Below are 17,901 nucleotides of genomic sequence, written 5' to 3' on the forward strand. Positions count from 1 at the left end.
CACCTCAGGAGCCATGTCGCGGTATTTCAACTTGAATGGCGGCTCGTGCTCGGTGAAATTCTTGTCCGACTGCTGGCGCCCGGCATCAACCAGCGCAACCTTCAGTCCCGCCTCTGCCAGCCGCTTGCACGCCCACCCGCCCGAAGCCCCCGACCCCACCACCAGCACGTCATAGACATCTTTTTTGCCTTCGCTCATTTGCTCTCTCCTGATTTGTGCGCAATCAATTTCGTCGCCGGTGTCTCCTGCGGCTTAGTTTGTGGCCGGGCCAAATCAATGGATGTACCCGGACGGGGCAGGGATGCGTCCAGCGCCTGGGAAGGGCCGATCATAACAACCATGAAGGGCAACGTCAACCTGCGTCCTGGCCATAATCTCTCTCCAGGAGGTTGCGTACCAAGAATTCGACGGATATGATGGCTCCTTCGAATTCATAGTTCGTTTAGAGAGTTCCAAATTCCCTGGAAAGAGAGACGATTGGTCATGATCGATCATAAAGGGGCAAACCTCAGCATCAGCAAGCGGCAGGCTCTTCAAAAAATGTTTGGCATCGGCGCCGGAGTGGTGGGAGCTGACCTCTTGGTTCCAGGCTCGGGCCGCACGGCGGAGCTCGGACTTCCTGCAAGGGGGCAGGCGCCCGGTTCGACGAACGGCGCGGTTGTCTTTAATGTGCGCGCGATGGGAGCCGCGGGCGACGGCAAAACGGTTGATACTCCGGCCATCAACAAGACCATTGAAGCGGCGGCCGGTGCGGGCGGTGGCACAGTATTTTTCCCCGCAGGCAATTATCTCTGTTACTCGATCCATCTAAAGAGCAACGTTGCTCTGTATCTCGATCGCGGGGCCACCATCCTGGCGGGCGAGACCGGCCAGGGTGGAAGTTACGACGCAGCGGAAGATAATCCGGAGGCCGGCGTGTACGAGGATTTCGGGCACCGGCATTGGCACAACGCCCTGATGTGGGGCGTGGCGCTTCATGACGTTTCAATTCTCGGCCCGGGCCTCATCTGGGGCAGGGGGCTGACGCGCGGCCGGGGAGAATCGAACCCGGGCGTGGGCGACAAAGCCGTCAGCCTGAAGAACTGCCACAACGTGACCATCCGCGACGTTTCCTTTCTCAAAGGCGGGCACTTTTGCATTCTGGCGACCGGCGTGGACAACTTCACCGTGGACAACGTGGTGATGGATACAGACCGCGACGGCGTTGATTTCGACTGCTGCCACAACGTGCGAGTCTCAAATTTGACGGTGAACTCGCCCTGGGATGACGGCATCTGCCCCAAAAGTTCCTATGCGCTCGGTTATGCGCGCTCCACCGAAAATGTGACCATCACCAACTGTTTTGTCACCGGCGGCTACCAGCTTGGGACTGTGTTGGACGGCACTTTCAAGCGCTGGCCTGAAGGTCAAAGGCCTTTTCCTACCGGCCGGATCAAGTGCGGCACGGAGTCGAACGGCGGTTTCCAGAACATCACCATCTCCAACTGCGTTTTCGAGCATTGCCGCGGATTGGCACTCGAAACCGTGGACGGAGCGCTGCTGGAAGACATAGCCGTCAGCAACATTACCATGCGCGACATTCCGGACCTGCCGATCTTCATGCGACTGGGCAGCCGGATGCGCGGGCCCGAAGGAAGGGCGATCGGCCAGTTGCGGCGCGTCAGCATCAGCAATCTTGTCGCACACGATACTGGTGGTCGTTTCTGCTCCATCCTGAGCGGTATTCCCGGCCATCCCATTGAAGACATCCGGCTCAGCGACATCATCATTTACAACCAGGGCGGCGGCACCAGCGAAGAGGCCGCCATCAAGCCGGCAGAAAAAGAGAATGCCTATCCCGAACCCAACATGTTTGGCACGATGCCCGCTTATGGTTTCTACTTCCGGCACATCAAAGGGCTGCAGGTGAGCGACGTTGAGGTGCGGACGATGAAAGATGACGCACGGCCTGCCTTCGTGCTGGACGACGTGGAACACGCGGACTTCGTGCATGTCAAGACACAGATCGGGACAGGGGCCTTTGCGCTGGATAATGTGAAGGATTTCAATGTTTATCTCAGCCGCCCGGTCCCTGAAACCCATCTTGAAAGCGTGACCGGGAAGAAGCTGTAAGGGCTGCTGAATAACTCCAAGGGCGACGTCATCCTGAGCGGAGCGAAGGATCTGCTTCTTCATTGTCCGCAAGGTACAGCGGATGCTTCGCGGAGTTTACCCTGAGCCCCTTCTCCCGCATCGCGGGATCAGGGCCGTTCGCAAATGGAGGGCGCACGGGCTCAGCATGGCAGCCGAACGCCTAAGTCTCAAAGGAGGCTCACCATCATGTCTCAGAATCTTTCGCGGCGCGACCTGTTGCGGACCGTGGCTGCCGTACCGGCTGTGGGGCTGCCGACGACTGCACGCGCCGTTCCACCTCAGAACGAAGAAGAGAACCCCATGACCAGAATGCTGGCCATGATTGACGCCGATAAAGATTTGAAATGGAAAGGGTCGCCGCTCGGCAGCCTCTATCCCTTTATCAAGCAGACGCAGGAGGAGGCCACGCAGAGCCTGGCCTTCCTCAAAGCGAAGCCGAAGGACCTGGAAGCCTGGAAGGCTGAAGTGCGTGCCAGGATTTTTGACCTGCTCCTTTACCGTCCCAAACCCTTTGAGCCGCAGGCCCGGGTGCTGGAGCGTGTTGACCGCGGCGATTACATCCAGGAGTATCTCAAGTTCCACACCACCCACGACATCGAGGTCGGCGCATATTTCCTGATTCCCAAACGCGCCAGGTTCCCTGTGCCGGGCGTGGTGGCGCTGCACGACCACGGCGGGTTTTATTACTGGGGCAAGGAAAAGGTGATCCAGAAAGATGGCGAGAACCCTGTGCTCACCCGCTATCGCAAGCGGTACTATGGCGGCATCAGTTACCCGGCCACGCTGGCGCGGAACGGATATGCCGTGATCGCCGTTGACATGTTTTACTTTGGCGAGCGGCGCCTGGTTCTCGATTCCGACATCAAGGACGGCATCAACACCTGGTCGAAAATGGAATCGGAGGAAGCCATCAACCGCATCAACCGTCGCAACGGACAGCAGGAATGCTGGGTGGGCCGGAACCTCGAAGACGTGGGCATCACGTGGTCGGGCGTGCTCTGCTGGGATGACATCCGGACCGTCGATTACCTTGTCAGCCGGCCCGAGGTGGACCCCAAACGCATCGCCTGCGTGGGCCTGTCGGTTGGGGGATGGCGCAGCAATTTTCTGGCCGGGCTCGATCCGCGCATCAAGGCGGCGACTGTGGTCGGCTGGATGACGTCATTCCACCCGATCGGTCCGTGGTTCGTTTCTTACACCATCCCCGCTGGCAACGTTCCCGGACTGTGGAACTATCTCGATTATCCTGACGTCGGCTCGCTGCTGATGCCCGGCGCCATGTTGGTGGTCCACGGCCTGCGCGACACGCTGTTTCCGCCCGACGGCGTCAAGGCGGCTTTCAAGAACCTGGCCGCGTGCTATGAGACCATTGGCAAGCCGGAGCGCTTCAAGACCTATACCTTCGATGGTCCGCACAGCTTCCCGGCGCGCGCCCAGCAACTGATGCTGGAATGGTTCAACCGTTGGGTCTAGGTGGCCGGCTGGACCTTCTTCAGCAGAGTTTCCAGATTCTGCGACAAGACTTTCCGTTTCTGTTCTTCAGTGAGGAAGGAATTCTCGATCCGGGCAATCACGCCGCCGGGTTCGTTGATAGTGAAATCAGATCCGAACAGCACCCGGTCCGGTCCGATAGACTTCATGGAATATTCCAGCATTCCGACGCGCTCATGGCCGGCCCCGGAGGTATCCATGTAGCAGTTGGGGTTGTGCGCAACCAGGTCAAGGCGTTTGAAAATCTCGTTGGGACTCTCACCAAAGTGGGGGAAGACGATGGTTGTGTCCGGATACTTCTGGATAATGTATTCCAGTTCCGGCAGGTCGGTGTGGACATCGAGCACCATGCCGAGCTTGCGCACTTGCTGCACCAGCATCTCAAATTCCTTGATGGTGTACGGGTAAGGGACGGTGTAGTTGCAGAGCTCACCCACCCAGACAAAGCCCAGTTGTTTGCGGCAGTCTTCAATTTCGCGCAGGGCCTCATCGATGAAGAGCGGATTCACCACGCAGGCGCCCACAAAGCGGCCCCGGTAGAGCTCGACGTAGCGGGCGACTTCGCGGTTGCCTTTGATGAATTCTGCAGGGCTCTTGGCGAGCTGGCAGCGCACGGAGTTAATGATGCCCCGCTCGACGCGGGAGCGGTCCAGATAGCCAACAAAATCCTCAAAGCTTTTGGTTACGGGATACCATTGCCAGACGGCGCCGTCCTCGCTGGGGCAGTGCAGATGGGCATCGAATATGCGGTAAGGTTCCTCCCTCGTTTGCGCCTCTACCTGCTTCGGCACAGGGTCAGCAGCGGCGTTCGAGTGGTGATGGTGGCCTGCCTGCTCTTCTTGTGGGCTGTGGCGTGCTGCGCGGGCAAAGCTGGCGGGAGCGGCAAGCGAGCCCAGAAACAGAAAGCTTTTCTTCAGGAAACCACGCCGGTGTTCGTGCTGATAATGATGGTCGTGATGGAAGATACTCATCAAGCCCCTCCCGCATTCAAGGCTTCAGCCCTCAATTTCTCCCGGAAACGTATTATCCACATAGCACCACACCCAGTCTTCTCCCGGCTCGATCGACCGCACCAACGGGTGGCTGCTTGACCGGAAGTGTTTCGTCGCGTGTTTGTTCTTCGAGGAGTCGCAGCAGCCCACATGTCCGCAGGTCAGGCACAGCCGCAGGTGCACCCATCTGTCGCCCGTCTTGATGCAGTCCTCGCACACGTGCTTGTCCGTGGTTTCAATTTTGATCTGGTCCAGGTGCGCGCAGTGTTCCGGGCTCATGGCGCTTATCTCCTTTCAAGCAAGTTTCGGTCCCATTTTCCAAGGTTGGCGCCCGCCTCATAGGCGCTCTCGGCGAATTCCAGAATGGCATCCCGCGGCGAGGGGGCGCTGCGCACGTCATCGTACATCAGGATGAATTCGTGGAGTTGGCCATCGTAATAGGCAGAGCCAGGCCGGACGACCTGTCCATCATATCCCTCTGGCTGAGGAGCGGCGTAGGCATAGAAGGCCGGCCCCTTCACAGCTCCGCCTCCCGGCCACCATCCCACGCTGCTGCACTCGTGCGAGTAGGCCTCTGAGGTGATGATGCCTTTGCGCGGCGGCGCGACACGCCCGCTGAAGCGCGTGTAAGCCAGATCAAAGCTGCCCCAGAAGAAATGGACGGGGCTCGCTTTTCCCATGTAGCGGGCGCGAAACTCCTCCAGCACCATGGTCGTTGAAAGCAGAATGCGCCACAGGCGGTTGGCGTATTCAGCATCGTAGGACCGATGGGTTTCATCCTGATCGAAAGGAATCGGCTCCGGAACTTCCTGGGGCTTGGGGTCAATGATGATTTCGATTCCGGCCGCGCGCAGTGCGGAAAGAAACTCGTGGTAAAACTCCTCCACGGATTTTGGCTCAAGCGCCAGCGACTGGTCCCTGCCAAAAGATGTCAGGATTTCCAGGCGGTGATTGACAAAATCAAACTGGATTTCGAACGCCTCACTCTGGTAGGGAATCGGCGACGTGGTCAAGCCTCGGGTGTTTACGTAGAGCGCGCTGTTCCACCAGTGGTTCTGGAGGGGCGCGAGGTCCAGCCGGACCTTCCCGGCAATCTGGGTCCACATGTGCAGCGTGTGATAGGTGTCTTCCCACTCGGCAAGCGGCAGGGCCGGCCAGAATTCGCCGGACGATGATGACTGCCGGGAATTGTTGGTGGATTTCTCAAAGTGGCTCATTGCCCATCCTCCAATCTGAATTCCGGATGCTGGGGTCTTCGATATGACGATGCGTTTATTGTAGCCGCTGTGGCCTCGCGATGCGAATGGCACTAATTGCGTGTTCCCGGTTTTGTCAATTCCTCCGAGGCGTCGTCCAGCACCAGCACCCAGTCGCCTGGGCCGGGCGGGGAAAACTCATGGACTCCCTGCGTAGCGTGTGGGCCCGCCGGGTTGGTTTCCCCGGAACGCGGATTAAACCACCACGCGCGGGCTTTGCCTCCGGATATTTTTGACAGGTCCACCGTAATCACGCGGCTCGTCGGCATGTAAGCGATCACTGTGCCACCGCCTGCTGTGCGGGCGGCCGCAAGATAGTCCAATCCCAGAAATTCGCCCAGGCCGCCGATGACCACCTCGTGCTTCAGGTCGGGAACCAGTTCGTGCCATTTGCGCGAGCGAAACAGGTTTCCCCAATGCATCATGCTTATTGATCCCGAAAGGTCCATTGCCTGCTGCCAGTTTTCCTTCACGGGATAGAGGCCGGGGCCGTCGAAATGCCAGATGGGATTGTTGCCAAAAACGTGGCCGAAACCACCACAAAGAATGGTCCAGTACGCCTGCCGCCTGATCTGCACTTCAGACGAATTATGCTCGCCCTCGTATGCAGACTCGATCAGGATGAATGGCTCGGCAGGTTTCCGGTTGTAAGCGCCATAGAGCCGCGGGTGAATAAGCCCGTAGGTATACACCGTATTAAAGCTGAGCCATCCTCCGCCGCCGTAATGGTCGGCGGCATCATTTTCAGGAGCGCAGTGCGCCGTAAACAGGTGCCTCGCGTCGTGCTCCTTGATGCCCAGCGCGATCAGGTCAATGCGCTCGAGCGCCGATTCGGGATTCCGGTCGCCTCCCATCACCCAGATGATGTTGTCGAAGTCCTTGTAGCGCTGCCCGAGAAATCTGCCGTACTCCAGGCATTTCGCCGGGCTCAATACCATCAGTTCATTGATCCATCCTTCGTCTGTTCCTTTGTAGCCAAGGTAGATGGGGGCCAGCAGAACATAAATGCCGTGCCGTGAAGCTTCCCGAAGAATCCAATCGGCATGCTCGAAGTAGCGCTCGTTGGGCGTGGCGAAGTCGCCGGCAGTAGTGAACGGCGCCTCGCCCTCGGCGTTCCGGGGAGGATTTTTGCAGAACTTGTGCTCGACCAGGTTCACCAGGATTGCATTAAAGCCCTTCAGGCGCCTGTTCTGCAGGTATTCGCTTGCGTCAGGTTTCGCCAGCGTCACGATCAAAGACCACGCCGCTTCGCCCTGCAGCAGAAATGGTGCATTTTCGGAATCCACCAGGTAGCGGCCATTGCTGTTTACCGCGAGCCCTCCGCGCGCGCCCGTTTGCGCTGCAGACAAGGGTGCGGAAACTGCCCGACGCCTCCCCTGTTCCAGGAGTGGCTTTGCGGCAATCGGCCCGGCGACCATTGCTCCGGCGTTCTTGATGAAGTCTCTTCTTGTGCTCATCGGACATTCACCTTTTTTGTGACCGGTGGTGGCGCGGAGCTCCGGGTTTGAGACCTGCGCTTGCATTGTAACCTCTCTCACGGTTCCATCGCGGCCTGTATGCCGTCGCTTGCACGCTGGCGCTTGGGCGTGCCAGACTGGCAGAGTTGCATCCTAATGAGGATTGGATAATAAAGTAACGGACTTCCGTAGTGCCGGTCCGGCCAAGCGGAACCGGCCCTGAAAATTGCCGCCGGGACGGCGGCGCTACAAACGATCTTGTCACCATATTTTGTAACCCTCAGCGGGCGGCCCGGCATATGCATTGCATTCAGAAAAACCCCGGAACAGGATCGTCTCCAGCCATCCTGGCAGTGGAAAGCCTCAGCAAAGCGTACGGCGAAAAAGTGGCCGTGGACGGAATTTCCTTTCAGCTAGGCCGCCACGAGATCCTCGGGCTTCTTGGTCCCAACGGCGCTGGCAAGACGACCACCATCAACATGGTTCTTGGAGTTCTGGAGCCCACGGCCGGGCGTGTGATCATCGACGGCAGAAATATCGCCTCGCACCGGCGGCTGGCGCTCGAACGCACCAACTTTACCGCGGTTTACGCGCCGCTGCCCGGCAATCTCACGGTGTGGCAGAACCTGCGGGTGTTTGCCATGCTGTATGGGATACCCGCCGCCACCGAGCGCATCGAGGCGCTCATCCGTGAATACGATCTCGTCGCTTTCCGCGACACAAAATGCGGCGTGCTCTCCTCAGGCGAACAGACGCGCGTCGCCCTGGCCAAGGCCATGCTGAATCGCCCCCGCCTCCTGCTGCTGGATGAGCCGACGGCTTCGCTCGATCCTGCCAGCGCCCGGGAAATCCGCGCGCGCATCCGCGATTTTGCCGCGACGGATGACGTGGGAGTGCTCTGGACCTCGCACAACATGTACGAAGTCTCTGAGGTCTGCGGCCGCGTCTTGTTCCTCTCGCACGGCAAAATCCTGCTGGAGGGTGATCCCAGGACGTTGCCTTCCGAGTACGGGAAAGAAACGCTGGAAGATCTCTTCGTGGCGGTGGCCCGGGAGCCGCTGGCTTTGGAGGATTGACGACCGTGCCTGCCCGCCTGCGCCGAATTGCCGCCATTCTTCTTCGCTTGTTTTATCTGCTGCGGGGCAGCTCCGCCCGGGTGGTGCCGCTCTTCGCCTGGCAGGCTGTGGACATTGTGCTCTGGGGATTCATCAGCCACTATCTCGACTCGGTTTCAGCTTCACATCTCAACTTTGTTCCCGTCCTCCTCGGCGCGATGGTTTTCTGGGACTTCCTTGTCCGGGCACTCCATGGAGTCATCGTCGCCTTCATGGAAGACGTGTGGTCGCGCAATTTTCTGAACATCTTTGCCGCCCCTGTCTCCATTTCCGAATATCTCACCGGCCTGGTTCTCTTCAGCATCGCAACCAGCATCGTGGTGCTGGTGATCATGGTTGTGCTGGCCACGGCGGCGTTTGGCCTGCGGTTCTTCGCCTATGGCGTGCTGCTGGTACCGTTCCTGTTGCTGCTGTTTCTGTTTGGAATTGCGCTGGGGATATTCGGGGCGGCGGTGGTGCTGCGCTGGGGGCCGGCCGCCGAGTGGCTGATCTGGCCCATTCCCGCGCTGCTCTCGCCGCTGGCGTGTGTTTTCTATCCGCTCTCTGCGCTGCCTTCATGGCTGCAATGGGTGGCGCGCCTGGTGCCGCCCTCCTATGTGTTCGAGGGCATGCGCGGAGTGGTGCAAGGCGCGGGCGTTTCGCTCCAATCGCTGCTGATCTGCGCCGCCCTCACCGTCATCACGCTGCTGGTCGCCTGCCGCGCCTTCGTCGGCGTTTATCGGCACGCGGTGCGGTCTGGCCTCATCGCGCGCTACAGCGCCGAGAGCGTCAACTAAGCCATTCACAGCAGTAGCACAGGCACTCTTGCCTGTGTGTTTGTCCCATTCTGCACAGCCAGGAGTGGCTGTGCTACCTTCCCCTCGCGGCTGGCGCAGACCGCCAGCCTCGGGCGCAAAAACCCTTTTTCAGCAACCTGTCGATGGTAGAATAGGCTTAACTCTGCACAGGAAGGAAGGTAAACCATGCTGCGACGCATCAATTTGTTGTGGCGTCTGGCGGTCCTCCTTGCCGTTCTGGCTGCTTTTGGATATCCGCTTTCGCAGCCTCTCCGGGCGCAGTCTGAACTGACGCCTGAGTACGAAGCCGCTCACGATATCGTTCCCTTTGTTCCCACTCCCATGAAGGTTGCCGAAAGAATGCTGGAAATGGCCAAGGTGACCCCCAACGACGTTGTGTACGATCTGGGTTCGGGTGACGGCCGGATTGTGATTATGGCGGCGCAGAAGTACGGCGCGCACGCTGTGGGCGTGGAACTTGACGGCAAGCGGTACGAGGAATCCTCGGCGAAAATCGAGGAGCTCGGGCTTGCCTCAAAAGCCAAGATCCTCCACGGAGATATGTTCAAGGCGGACATCCATCCGGCAACGGTGGTCACGCTCTACCTGCTCACCAGCGTCAATGCGGACATCCGTCCCATGCTGGAAAAGCAGCTCCGTCCCGGCACGCGCGTGGTCTCTCACGATTTCCAGATGACCGGCTGGACGCCCCAAAAATCCGAGGAAATCACCGCCGAGAACGGCTCCGTGCACACAGTGTACCTTTACATCAAGCAAGGCGGCCGCTCTGAGTAGGGAACCTACAGCCGGCCATCACGCATCTCAGGCGCAATGAAGGCCCTCTACCGTGGGGGAGGGTGGACGCGCTCGCGGCCGAAACTCGCCGCATTGCCCCTCTACCGTTGGGAGAGGGTGGCGGAGGTACGACGACGGGTGAGGGGACCGCCGCTGCCGTTTCGCCGTCTGCCTACTGCCTACCGCCCACTGCCTTCCGGGCACTTACCGTGGGTAGGCGGCGTCCCGCAGCAGTCGCAGCCCTGGCGCATCGCCCGCTCCTGCGCTCGCAACCTGCCTGTCACCCGTCACTGACCACTATTCACTATCCACTGCTTCTCAGTCGGGTGAGTGGTGCGCCGTTTCGCAATTCGGCATTTCCAGCATCCGATGAATCTTCTTGCATCTCAATTCCATAGGTGGTATACAAAGGCGATTACCCGCGGTGTTCGCCTGCCGCGCCGATTGCAAGACGCACGACCTAAGCACCACCCAAGCAAGACGTGGTATATACATTTGCGCGGTTACTGACTCAATCGTGTGGATGGCAGGAATTGCAATATTTGTATGGCAGACGCAGAGGAAAGGGTTATCTATGGGAAAGGATGTGGATTTTGTAGCGACTGATTTGGAGTCTCAGATTGTCCCAGGCGGCGACGACGGTGTGCCAAGCGCCGACACCCGCGGTGCTGCTGGCGCGGACGCCGGGGCCGAAGCTCCAGCTCAGCCGGCTCCTTGGCCTATATTCCTCCGTAAGGCGACGGGAGAACAGATCCAGAAGCGTCTTGTTGGCGAATTTTCCTCGATCCTCAATGAAAAAGGTCTCGGGCGATATTGCGCGTTGGCTCTGCTAGAACCTATGAACAGTATCGATTCTTACGATTTGGACAAGATATTCGAAGCGCTCTCACAGCAGAACGCGGCGCGGGGGATGGATGTAATGTTGCTCCTCCTCAGCCGTGGCGGCGAAATTGAACCGGCCTACCAGATAAGCAAAGTGTGCAAGTCATTCGCCTGTAATAAGTTCGTCGCCGTCGTCCCTCGCCACGCTAAGTCGGCCGCGACGCTCGTGGCGCTAGGCGCCGACGAGATACATATGGGCCCCCTCGGCCAACTAGGACCGATCGACCCCCAAATAGGAAAACTGCCCGCCTTAGGGGTAAGTCAGGCGCTGAAGACGCTCGCCTCGGTTGCGCAGGAGTACCCCGGGAGCGCAGACCTGTTTTCACGATACCTGCGCGAGGTCCTGACAGTTGAACAGATCGGCTACTGTGATCGGATCAGTGAGTCGGCCGTTCAGTACGCAACGCGTCTCCTCTCCACCAAGATCGTTGTTCCAGGTGGGCCAGACGCAGCCGCGAAGCTGCTCGTCCATGAATACAAGGACCACGGCTTCGTGATTGACATTGAGGAGGCAAGGCGGCACCTCGGGGAGGACTGGATCAAGACGGACACGCGCGAGCTTGCAGCAGCTGAGGTCATCTATTCTCTCTTCGAAATGATAAACTTTTTTCTCGAATTGCGTAGGCCGAAGAGCCGTCTGATCGTCGCCGGAGGTTTGACCTTGCCTGACGCCGTCGTGATAATGGAGGAGCCACGACGAACCGCCTCCGCACGTCGGGCACCACGGTGACGTACCGGTGGGCACCGTTGTAACTGCGCTCCTAGAACGAATTGGCGGGTGGCGCGGACATTGATTTTTGGTGTCTGCGTTCAGCGTGGCTGATTGGGGTTGGGACGGTGGGGTGTCGGAACCGCGCTGCGACAAGCCGGCTAAAAAATTGCCATGGACCGGCCGGTATGAACTTCAAAAAGAGCCTCTCGCTTCGCGCGACCGCAGACACTACAAACCGAGCGTCTGCGCCACCCGTCGTCATCTGCCTCGAGGAGTCTGGAGCCCGAATCCCTTCATTGACCGATTGTCGGCGGAGAAGCGCGACCAGGCGTACCGGGCCGTCTTCCTGGAGAACGAATGGGTCAAGCTGATGATTCTTCCCGAGATTGGAGGGCGGATTCACGCTGGCTTGGATAAGACCAACCATCAGGAATCAACGCGCTTAATCGGTTTGGGGATGGGCTGCCCCGACCCTCTGGTTCGAAGGTTGGGTTGGGAAATCCTAAATGTCTTATCGTCCGTTGCTTCCGGGTGGCTCGCCAAAATCCCATACGGGTCGAAATGGCGGGATTCCTTCTCTCCACAGCGTGCTAGGGCTTCTTCTTGACGGTTTTTCCACCGCCTCCATGATAAAAACCACCAACGCACTCCGGCGCGCTATCTAAGTGTACGGTTACACTTGTTTGCGCCTGCAGGCGGCACTCATAGGAGCATGACCCATCGCCATCATATTTGTGCTGAACGTAGTACATGAGAGACGGAGTGTAGGTACGAGCCTGCGCCCATTTGTGAGTGACGTCATTGTTTGTAGTCCATGCCTGCATGTTCGGCGTCATCACTGGTATATAGTTGGTTTGCGTTCCGTCGTCCCAGTCGATACTTACGCCTGAGTAGATTACAACATCACCATGCGTTGACAGCGCGTTCCCATCGACCCTAATATTCATGTGGGCCACCTCATTCTCACATACATCAAGTCTCGGATAAGGAGTGAAGCGTGCCGGGCCTCGTGTGCACCAAGAGGTACACTCGAGCCGATTTGAATGTCCTAAGTCCTGAGGGCACGTCAAGGCATGCGGGGAATCGATAAGGCTGCACGATGGATAGTAAGGACCGCTACCCGGATTGACCTTCTTGATGTTCGTAGCCGTTAAGTGCGCAGTCGTAGCGCGCTTCGCTGGCTTGGTGGGTGGTGAGGAGGGAGTCGAAGTTTGCTGTGCGATAGCAAGGACAGCAAATACACCGACAAGGTATAAGGCAAGCAGATACCGAAGCATATAGGCTCCTTTCTCGCGCGGAGGATAATGCTCTCTTAGCGCAGGCGGGTGGCGCAGGCACCCGCCCTCTAGTGTGTGCGTTCTTCGCGAAGCGAGAAACCCTCATTGCGACTCATGCCCGCCAGTTTGCCGTGATCATCGAGGCCGCAGGCTGCGCGGTCCCGACCCAGGAGCACTCGAACCCTGCCCTCACCCTCTTTGATCGAAGACATAAGGAGTCAACGTCTGCGCCAGCCCCGTGGGCTATCGACTAACCAGCCCGAGCATCTCTCGCTTTTGTTAGGATGACAGCTATCAAACCGACAAGCAGACCGATAGCTAATCCGCATATTCCCCAGAATGCCGCACCGCGAATAGGGGTTCCGAAAAAGCCTCTCGCCGCACCTCTGTTGCTAGGTTCTTCCAGTGGCTGTCCGTAGAAGTCCAGCGCGAGAGGGTTTTGTGCGACTGAGTTTAGCAGTCGCCGAACCTCACTGCCATTCCGGCAATAAAGCCGGTTCCTAAGTTGGTCATCATGGGATTCGAAATAGCCGAAAGTTGCGCGGATGCCATCAAAGTCGCCGTGTTGTGCCGAGTTTTTGATTTGCGCCGAGCCGCGCGCGTAGACCCACCGGAAGTCCGGGTCAATATTTCTCTCATTGACGCAGTCTGCGACGCCGTCCAAGGCGGCTTGCTGCAATACGGCGATGGGGGCCGAGCGAATCGCCTGAGTGTTCATATCGACGCCAGCTAGAGAAGTGCGCAGAGCTTCGCCTTTCAGCATTTCGTCACTTGTCCCTACCCAAATTCTAGCTCCCTGGTGGCCAACACTATAGGCAACGTCGGCCCTTAAATTTGCTGGAGTCGGTGGTCGCGGCGCGGCAGGACCCAGAGGCTGTGTGCCGCAGACAGCACCGGTCTCGACAACCCACTGTTGTCGCTTCCATGTACCCCGGTTTGAGCTGCATGCTATTTCGCACGGGCTCATCCCCGGAAGAGCCACCGCCGCAGTTTGTGCCACAAAAGGTTGGCCGTTGTCGTTCGAAGTGCAACTGCAGCACAATTTGTACTGCTGTCCGGACGCTGGCGCCGCCGTTAAGCATGCGAACGCAACAAGAGCAAGGAGACCACAGGTCAAGAAGCGAACCATGGCGCGGCCCTCCTGGCAATGCTTGGTTGTGACATTAATGTCAACATTTACCCAGCATTCCGTGATATTCGGAATTTCCATTTTGTACTCGGACGCTGGCGGGTGGCGCACATACTCGCCTTGTAGTGTCTGCGGTCTCGCGAAGCGAGAGGCCCTCATCGAGACTCATGCCAGTTTGTCTGACCATCGAAGCCGCAGGCGTCGCGGTCCCGACCGTAGAACACTCCGACCTTGCCCTCAGCTCCGGTGATCGAACACACCAAGAGTCAATGTCCGCGCCAACCGCCCTAAATTTCTGAGTACCTTTCGTATTGGCGAGAAATTAGCAAGTCGGAATGAGGGGCAACAATGCTCCAAAAGTACTTTTTTTATCTCCTGCCAACGCACTTAGATTCATCCAGTACGGAAACACCTTGTATTTTCGAAAAAGCCGCTCTATTCTGGGCGTAGCTGTGGGGATGCGCCGAAAGCTGACGAGTCACAGGATTACTCAAAGCAAGAAATAATACTGGGGCTGGCGATGCGTGAAGGTGATGTGAATCACTCGCGCAAAATTCGCTTTTATCCCTATGAACTGGACCTGAGCACCGGGGAGCTGTGCAGAAACGGGCTGCGCACTCGACTGCAACATCAACCGCTCCAGATCCTGATTGCGCTGCTTGCGAAGCCGGGCGAAACGGTATCGCGCGAGGAATTGCGTGAACTGATCTGGCCGGGGAATGTGTTCGTTGACTACGAACACAGCCTGAATCGGTCGATCAATAAGCTGCGGCACGCGCTGGCGGACACGGTTGGCAGGCCGCGCTACATCGAGACGCTGCACGGGCGCGGCTACCGATTCATCGGCGCGTTGGACGACGGCTCCGCGCCCCGGGAAGCGCGGCTGGCGGTGCTGCCGGTGGAAAACCTGACGGGCGCGCCGGAAAACAGCGGCCTTGCGGACGTGCTGACCGAGGCGCTGATTGACGAACTGGGGCGCGCGCTGCGGCAGCGTGTCCGCGTGGTCTCGCTGGCCTCGGTGGTGCGCTACAGGAACCGGCGGACGGCGGTGGAGAAAATCGCCGCAGAGCTGGAAGCAGACTATCTGGTCTGCGGACGGCTGCGGAGCGAAGAAGGCCAGTTTCGACTCCGTGTCGAACTTACCGAAACGCGAAAACACGCCTTGCGCTGGTCGGAATCGTTTGAATTTCCGCACGGCGGCCCGGCTACAGCCCGAAAAGAACTCTGCGGGCGCATCGCCAGCGGCATCGAACTGGAACTCCTGCCACTGAAAGAACTGTTACCCGCCTTGGAGTGAACTTACAAAGAGGCCCAACCGTACGCGCGCGCCTCTCAGAACTCGCCTTGCGTCGCCTCCGTTTGTCGCGCGGCCTGCGGGTTCTTCCGTTCGGGGAAAGCCGGTCGCCAGCTGTTGAAGCGCGATGCCGCGTCACGCTAAGCTTTAAAGACACCTCGCCGTGCTCCAAACCCGGTGCCTGGACTCAGGCGCCTATTTTGACCACGGGCAGGTGGAGTTGGCGAAGGCGCTGCGGCCGCTCAGGGTGTGGAAGATGTAGGACCCCATGCAAAATCTGCCGGCGATCAACGCGATGAGGGCCACCAGCAGGAACGCCTCAAACACATAGGCGACGATCATCCAACCCAACGCCAGCGAAATGCCGGTTACGGCCATGAAGGCTGCGGCCATGCCCTGCGCAAAACGGCGGGGCGGCGGTGCGGGCTCAAGTTTCGACCTCGATGCCGGGCCGCCAATCACCCAGTCGTAGAGCCTTTCAAAAGGATTCAATGCGGGCACCATGACGTTCCAGGCGAGGACTGCCGCCAGCACAAAGAACAGCGTCGCCCACTGGAAGATGATACCCACGACTACCAGCAGTCCCAGAACCGAGGGCTGAAGCTGTAAGGCGCGGAAATGCCAGCCGCGGCGAGACGGCTCTTCGTCACCAAATCCCTGCTGCGCCATGAAGCGGTCAATCGAACTATTCATGCTCTTACCTCTGGGGTCCCGTTCTGGTTAACTTACTCCTTCTGCGTGCTGCCTGCAAGCCCACTGCAACGAATCGGGAGAGACGTTGTGCTAGGATAATCATCGCCGAGAGTGAGTCTGCGTTAGGTGGAACCCGTGCATCAGGCAGGGGCACGGCGGCAACGGGACATGCAGGTCGGCCATGATCTGGTGGGCGGTCGTCTTCATCATTATTCTCGGATGCGCGGGACTGGCGTATGCCTGCATCATCCCTTCGTCGCAGGTGTTCGCACCGGTTTTGACCCGCGGCCCAGCAGGAAGCCGAAGCGTCGTCCTGACCTTCGACGACGGCCCCGCTCCGCCCTTTACCGACCGTGTTCTCGACATCCTCGGTGAGCACAAGATCTCAGCGACATTCTTCCTTTGCGGCAAGAACGTTGAGCGACATCCGGAAATCGCACGGCGCATTGTACGCGAAGGCCACACCGTCGGAAACCATACGTATTCCCACCCTCTTCTATTCGCCCGCAGCCGCAGATTTATGGCCGGGGAAATTGACCGGGCACAGGAAATCATCGAAGGGGTTACAGGGGTGCGTCCTACGTTATTCCGGCCCCCCTACGGCGCTCGCTGGTTCGGGCTGATGCCCGTCCTGCGACAACGCGGGCTCAAAATGATCATGTGGTCTGTCGCGGGGTTCGACTGGAAGTACAAGACTCAGGCGATTATAAGGGCCGCCACCCGCCGGTTGCATCCCGGCGCTGTGATCCTGCTGCACGACGGACACGAGCAGCCGCCCCCCGGTGGCATTAGGCAGTCGAGCACTGTTGAAGCTTTGCCTGCAATCATTGAAGCAGTGTCCCGAGCCGGCCTGACCTTTGCGCCCATTGAAAAAATCACGGCATAGACAACGCTTTCCCAAGATTTCTGGGTCCAGAATGGAGGCTGAGCCATCGGCCCTTTGACTGTCAAAATGCTGGAAATTGGTGTGGAATTAAAATACACTCATTCCGGGCGGTGTCACAATTTGACACAGTTAGCGTCACTCGGATTAGCCGTCACGGCATTCGAATCTCTAGCAAGAGACTGATTGTACTGAGCTTAACAATGTCGCCCAACTTTGGACTCATTCATGCACCGAGTGACGCTGTTGGGCAGACGGAAGTCCTCCCGGGCGGGTGTGTCAGTGGGCTTACCTCGAGTGCTGGTTGTGGATGACGATCAGGAGAGCCGGAACCTTCTTTCGGAGGTCCTTATTGCAAACGGCTTTGCTGTCGATCTCGCAGAGGATGGCGAGGGTCTTTGGAAAGCATTAAGCGTGGATGAGGGCAGGGCTGTCATCTTGATTGATCTTCGCATGCCGGGGGAAAACGGACTGCAACTGTTGCGGAAGCTGCAAGAAAAGAAGATTGCTTGTGACGCCATACTGATGAGCTCATTTATCACGGCATCCGAACGCGACCTGGCGCGGGAGCTTGGAGTGAGGGCTTTCCTGGAAAAGCCTTTTCGGCTTTCTGAGTTGCTGGACGTGGTCAGCGAGCTTGCAGGGAAGCATCCGATCGGGATTTCATCCTATGAGGGTCAGGAGCAGGGCGAAACGCCGGGCCCGGTCGGCAAGGAGCAGATATGAACGTAGCCGAGAAAGTCGTTGAAATCATTGCACGGGAGCAGCATCTCTCACCCGGTGATGTATCGATTGACGCAACATTTGAGGAATTGGGGATCGACTCACTGGATGGAGTGAACATCCTGTTTGCGTTGGAAGAAGAGTTCAAGATCGACATTCCCGACACAGTGGCCCAGAACATGAAGAGCGTACGGCAGGTTGTGGAAAGTCTGACCCGGGTGCTCGAGGGCAAAGACATATCTGATCTGGCGGCGATGGCCAAGGGCAGCGGCCCTGTGGCCTCCAACTAAACC

Annotated in this window: 17 protein-coding genes; 10 read left to right on the top strand and 7 right to left on the bottom strand. The window is 58.5% G+C overall.

Translation table 11 applies throughout. From position 1 onward, the window contains the following. A partial coding sequence (locus tag VFQ24_11270) for an FAD-binding protein (GenBank protein ID HET9178925.1) occupies positions 1 to 198 on the bottom strand: 198 nt, incomplete at its 3' end. A gap of 285 nt (positions 199 to 483) precedes the next feature. Here VFQ24_11270 and VFQ24_11275 point away from each other — a divergent pair. Together VFQ24_11275 and VFQ24_11280 are read left to right on the top strand one after the other, a co-directional pair. Further along, positions 484 to 2,112 (top strand): glycoside hydrolase family 28 protein, encoded by a 1,629-nt coding sequence (locus VFQ24_11275; protein ID HET9178926.1) that lies wholly within the window; start codon positions 484 to 486, stop codon positions 2,110 to 2,112. Between the two features lie 207 nt (positions 2,113 to 2,319). Beyond that, positions 2,320 to 3,606, top strand: coding sequence for an alpha/beta hydrolase family protein (locus VFQ24_11280; protein ID HET9178927.1), 1,287 nt, complete (start codon positions 2,320 to 2,322; stop codon positions 3,604 to 3,606). Here the strand turns inward: VFQ24_11280 and VFQ24_11285 are convergent. The 4 genes from VFQ24_11285 to VFQ24_11300 all read right to left on the bottom strand — a co-directional run bounded on the left by VFQ24_11285 (position 3,603) and on the right by VFQ24_11300 (position 7,329). Beyond that, entirely contained in the window at positions 3,603 to 4,595 is a 993-nt protein-coding gene (locus tag VFQ24_11285; GenBank protein ID HET9178928.1) for an amidohydrolase family protein, read from the bottom strand. The genes VFQ24_11280 and VFQ24_11285 overlap by 4 nt on opposite strands. Positions 4,596 to 4,619: 24 nt before the next feature. Further along, positions 4,620 to 4,895: a UBP-type zinc finger domain-containing protein gene (locus VFQ24_11290; GenBank protein HET9178929.1), complete on the bottom strand. Its 276-nt coding sequence runs from the start codon at positions 4,893 to 4,895 to the stop codon at positions 4,620 to 4,622. Between the two features lie 5 nt (positions 4,896 to 4,900). Next, a complete protein-coding gene (locus tag VFQ24_11295; GenBank protein HET9178930.1) occupies positions 4,901 to 5,833 on the bottom strand; it encodes a DUF5996 family protein in 933 nt (310 codons plus the stop codon). Between the two features lie 92 nt (positions 5,834 to 5,925). Beyond that, the gene (locus tag VFQ24_11300; GenBank protein ID HET9178931.1) at positions 5,926 to 7,329 is read right to left on the bottom strand and encodes a glycoside hydrolase family 140 protein; all 1,404 of its coding nucleotides are present in this window, start codon (positions 7,327 to 7,329) and stop codon (positions 5,926 to 5,928) included. A 299-nt stretch (positions 7,330 to 7,628) separates the two neighbouring features. Here VFQ24_11300 and VFQ24_11305 point away from each other — a divergent pair, with 299 nt between their 5' ends. The 4 genes from VFQ24_11305 to VFQ24_11320 all read left to right on the top strand — a co-directional run bounded on the left by VFQ24_11305 (position 7,629) and on the right by VFQ24_11320 (position 11,627). Continuing rightward, positions 7,629 to 8,405: an ABC transporter ATP-binding protein gene (locus tag VFQ24_11305; GenBank protein HET9178932.1), complete on the top strand. Its 777-nt coding sequence runs from the start codon at positions 7,629 to 7,631 to the stop codon at positions 8,403 to 8,405. 5 nt (positions 8,406 to 8,410) lie between these two features. After that, complete coding sequence (locus tag VFQ24_11310; protein HET9178933.1) at positions 8,411 to 9,220, top strand: ABC transporter permease; 810 nt, start codon at positions 8,411 to 8,413, stop codon at positions 9,218 to 9,220. A 186-nt stretch (positions 9,221 to 9,406) separates the two neighbouring features. After that, positions 9,407 to 10,015, top strand: a complete 609-nt coding sequence (locus tag VFQ24_11315; GenBank protein HET9178934.1) for a class I SAM-dependent methyltransferase — start codon at positions 9,407 to 9,409, stop codon at positions 10,013 to 10,015. Positions 10,016 to 10,589: 574 nt separating this feature from the next. Further along, positions 10,590 to 11,627 (top strand): hypothetical protein, encoded by a 1,038-nt coding sequence (locus tag VFQ24_11320; GenBank protein HET9178935.1) that lies wholly within the window; start codon positions 10,590 to 10,592, stop codon positions 11,625 to 11,627. A gap of 1,509 nt (positions 11,628 to 13,136) precedes the next feature. Here VFQ24_11320 and VFQ24_11325 read toward each other — a convergent pair. After that, complete coding sequence (locus VFQ24_11325; protein ID HET9178936.1) at positions 13,137 to 13,649, bottom strand: hypothetical protein; 513 nt, start codon at positions 13,647 to 13,649, stop codon at positions 13,137 to 13,139. An 886-nt stretch (positions 13,650 to 14,535) separates the two neighbouring features. Here VFQ24_11325 and VFQ24_11330 point away from each other — a divergent pair. Further along, positions 14,536 to 15,312, top strand: coding sequence for a winged helix-turn-helix domain-containing protein (locus tag VFQ24_11330; GenBank protein ID HET9178937.1), 777 nt, complete (start codon positions 14,536 to 14,538; stop codon positions 15,310 to 15,312). Between the two features lie 192 nt (positions 15,313 to 15,504). Here the strand turns inward: VFQ24_11330 and VFQ24_11335 are convergent, their stop codons facing one another. After that, on the bottom strand, positions 15,505 to 16,002 hold the full coding sequence (locus tag VFQ24_11335; protein HET9178938.1) for a DUF4395 family protein: 498 nt from the start codon (positions 16,000 to 16,002) through the stop codon (positions 15,505 to 15,507). Positions 16,003 to 16,183: 181 nt separating this feature from the next. Here VFQ24_11335 and VFQ24_11340 point away from each other — a divergent pair, with 181 nt between their 5' ends. From VFQ24_11340 to VFQ24_11350, 3 genes are all read left to right on the top strand, one after another. Next, a complete protein-coding gene (locus VFQ24_11340) occupies positions 16,184 to 16,888 on the top strand; it encodes a polysaccharide deacetylase family protein (GenBank protein ID HET9178939.1) in 705 nt (234 codons plus the stop codon). Between the two features lie 279 nt (positions 16,889 to 17,167). Next, a complete protein-coding gene (locus tag VFQ24_11345; GenBank protein HET9178940.1) occupies positions 17,168 to 17,611 on the top strand; it encodes a response regulator in 444 nt (147 codons plus the stop codon). Continuing rightward, a complete protein-coding gene (locus VFQ24_11350) occupies positions 17,608 to 17,898 on the top strand; it encodes a phosphopantetheine-binding protein (protein ID HET9178941.1) in 291 nt (96 codons plus the stop codon). Before VFQ24_11345 ends, VFQ24_11350 begins: the two co-directional genes overlap by 4 nt. Positions 17,899 to 17,901: the final 3 nt, after the last annotated feature.

This window comes from Terriglobia bacterium (genome assembly GCA_035712365.1).
Classification (GTDB): Bacteria; Acidobacteriota; Terriglobia; order UBA7540; family UBA7540; genus SCRD01.